Annotated in this window: 2 protein-coding genes; both read right to left on the bottom strand. The window is 72.5% G+C overall.

Going from position 1 to position 2145, the window contains the following annotated elements:
- Nucleotides 1–5 precede the first annotated feature (5 nt).
- Nucleotides 6–1085 carry an ABC transporter substrate-binding protein gene (locus OOT08_RS13655; RefSeq protein WP_325093331.1) on the bottom strand — a complete coding sequence of 360 codons (1080 nt, stop codon included), beginning with the start codon at nucleotides 1083–1085 and terminating at the stop codon, nucleotides 6–8.
- A gap of 124 nt (nucleotides 1086–1209) precedes the next feature.
- Nucleotides 1210–2115 (bottom strand): helix-turn-helix transcriptional regulator, encoded by a 906-nt coding sequence (locus tag OOT08_RS13650; protein ID WP_325093329.1) that lies wholly within the window; start codon nucleotides 2113–2115, stop codon nucleotides 1210–1212.
- Between the last annotated feature and the right edge of the window lie 30 nt (nucleotides 2116–2145).

The raw sequence follows: 2145 nt of genomic DNA, 5'->3' as shown, positions 1-2145 counted from the left end.
GGGTCTTACTTGCCGCCCCCGCCGGCGATCGCGTCGCTCAGCATCGGCACGAACTCGGGCAGCGCCCACGGCACGGAGAGGATCGTCGGCGAGTTCGTCGCCATCGCCATCGTGGGGTCGTCAAGGAAGAGGTACCGCCCCGCGGCGATGGGCTCCCAGCGCGAGAAGGTGGGGTGCTCGACCGTGTAGGCAACCTCCTCGGGGGTCTCGGCCCAGGCGATGAAGACATCGGCCTCGATCGTGTCGAGCTCCTCAAGGCTCGCGGACCCGTACCAGTTGTCGCCCTCGACGCTGCCGACAATCTTCGGCATGGACGAGGTGGACTGCAGGCCGAGCTCGGTGATGAAGCCGACGCGGGGCTCGCCGTCCACGTACAGGCCCACCTCAGAGGCGCCGTCGTACAGGGTGAGGCCGTAGGCGAAGCTCGTCTTGGCGAACTCGGGGTGCGCCGCGCCCTGCTCGGCGAAGAGGGCCTCGGTGCGCTCGATGGCCTCGGCGGCCGCGTCGGACTCGCCGATGGCCGCGCCAATCCGCTCGGTGAGGTGCTGCCAGGTGCCGGAGCTCCAGCTCTTCTCCTCGTAGGCGAGCGTCGGGGCGATCTCGGCGAGGCGCTGGTAGTCCAGCTCCGTGATGCCGGAGTGCGGGGCGAGGATCAGGTCGGCGTCGAGGCCGAGGATCTGCTCGAAGTCGAGGATCCCAGCGTCGTCGTAGGCGATGAGCTCGGGCAGCTCCCCGTCGAGCTCCTGCACGCGCTCGCGGAACCAGGGCAGGTACCCGTCCTCGTCCGCGCCCCAGGACTCGTTGATGCCGACGGGCACGACGCCGAGCCCGGCGACGATGTCCTGGGTCATGGTGCCGATCGTGACGACCCGCTCCGGCTTGTCGGGGATCTCGACCTCGCCCAGGGCGTGCTCGATCACCAGGGGGAAGCCCTCGGCGGTCGCCCCGCCCGTGGAGTCCGCCGCGGATCCCGAGGCGCAGCCCGTGAGGGTGAGCGCGGCGAGCGCGGCGCCCGCGGCGAGCGCCCGGAGGCGAAGCCGCGCGGGGCGGGCGGCTGGGCTGGTGGACAGGGAGCGGGTGTGCATGGGGCCTCCGGGTCGGCGCGCGCCGACATGATCCGATGTTGGTAAGGGGAACCTCACCAGGTTACGAAGCCGGGTGATCGCGAACCGGACAGGGTGCGTCTTTTCGCGGCCACTGTCGCGGACGCTAGGCGGCGGGGGCCCGCCTGGCCGCGTGGGCGGCGACGCGCTTCGGGGCGGATCGCTCGCCGATCCCCGTCGTGTACTCGCTCGGGCTCACGCCGAACTCGCGGCGAAAGGCTGCCGAAAACGCGCTCGTGGAGGCGTAGCCGGAGCGGTGCGCGACGAAGCCGACGGGCTCCCCCGCGGCGAGCAGGCCGACCGCGTGCGCCATCCGCACGAGGGTGCGCCACTGCGAGAAGCTCATGCCCACCTCCCGCGCGAAGATCCGGGAGACGGTGCGAACGCTCAGGGAGAGCTGCCAGGACCATGCGTCGATGGAGCGGTCGTCGCCCGGGTCCGCGAGCACGGCGTCGGCGAGGGGCCGGATGCGGGGATCGCGCAGCAGGGGGATCTCGGGGACCGCGAGCCCGGCGCGGGGGTCGCAGGCCACCGCGCCCGGAGCGCCGAGGACGGCGGGCAGCTCGGGCTCGGCCGCCGCCGCAATGAGTTGCACCGCGACGCGCTGGGCGCGGATGCGGTCCTCCCGGGGCATGGGGTGGTCGTTGAGGTGGTGCAGCAGTTCCCGGGCGGCCGCGCCGACGGTGACGACGCGGGGCCCCGTCCAGCTGTCCGGGAACAGGCCGGGGGCGACGTAGGTAAAGGAGGCGACCGCACCCGGGTCGATGCGTGCGGCGTGGGGCACGCCGGCGGGCACCCAGAGGCCCTGGCCGGGGCTGAGCCGCCAGATCGCCTCGCCGACGCCGACAATTGAGGTGCCGCGCACGGGCCACATGAGCATCGCGTCGCCGTGGAAGTGCTCGGCGCCCTGCCAGGCGTCGCGGTCGGTGCCGACGAGGGTCGCGGTCGTGAGGAGGTAGCTATCGGGGATATCCGAGGGGATGCAGCGCGCCTGAGCCCAGTTCGGGTGCACGGGACCTCCTGAGGCTGACGGAAAACACGG

The sequence above is a fragment of the Leucobacter sp. M11 genome (assembly GCF_035726885.1).
In the GTDB taxonomy this organism is placed as follows: Bacteria; Actinomycetota; Actinomycetes; order Actinomycetales; family Microbacteriaceae; genus JAPFRB01.
The sequence above is the reverse complement of the archived record's forward strand: the minus strand, read 5'-3'. Positions and strand labels throughout refer to the sequence as shown.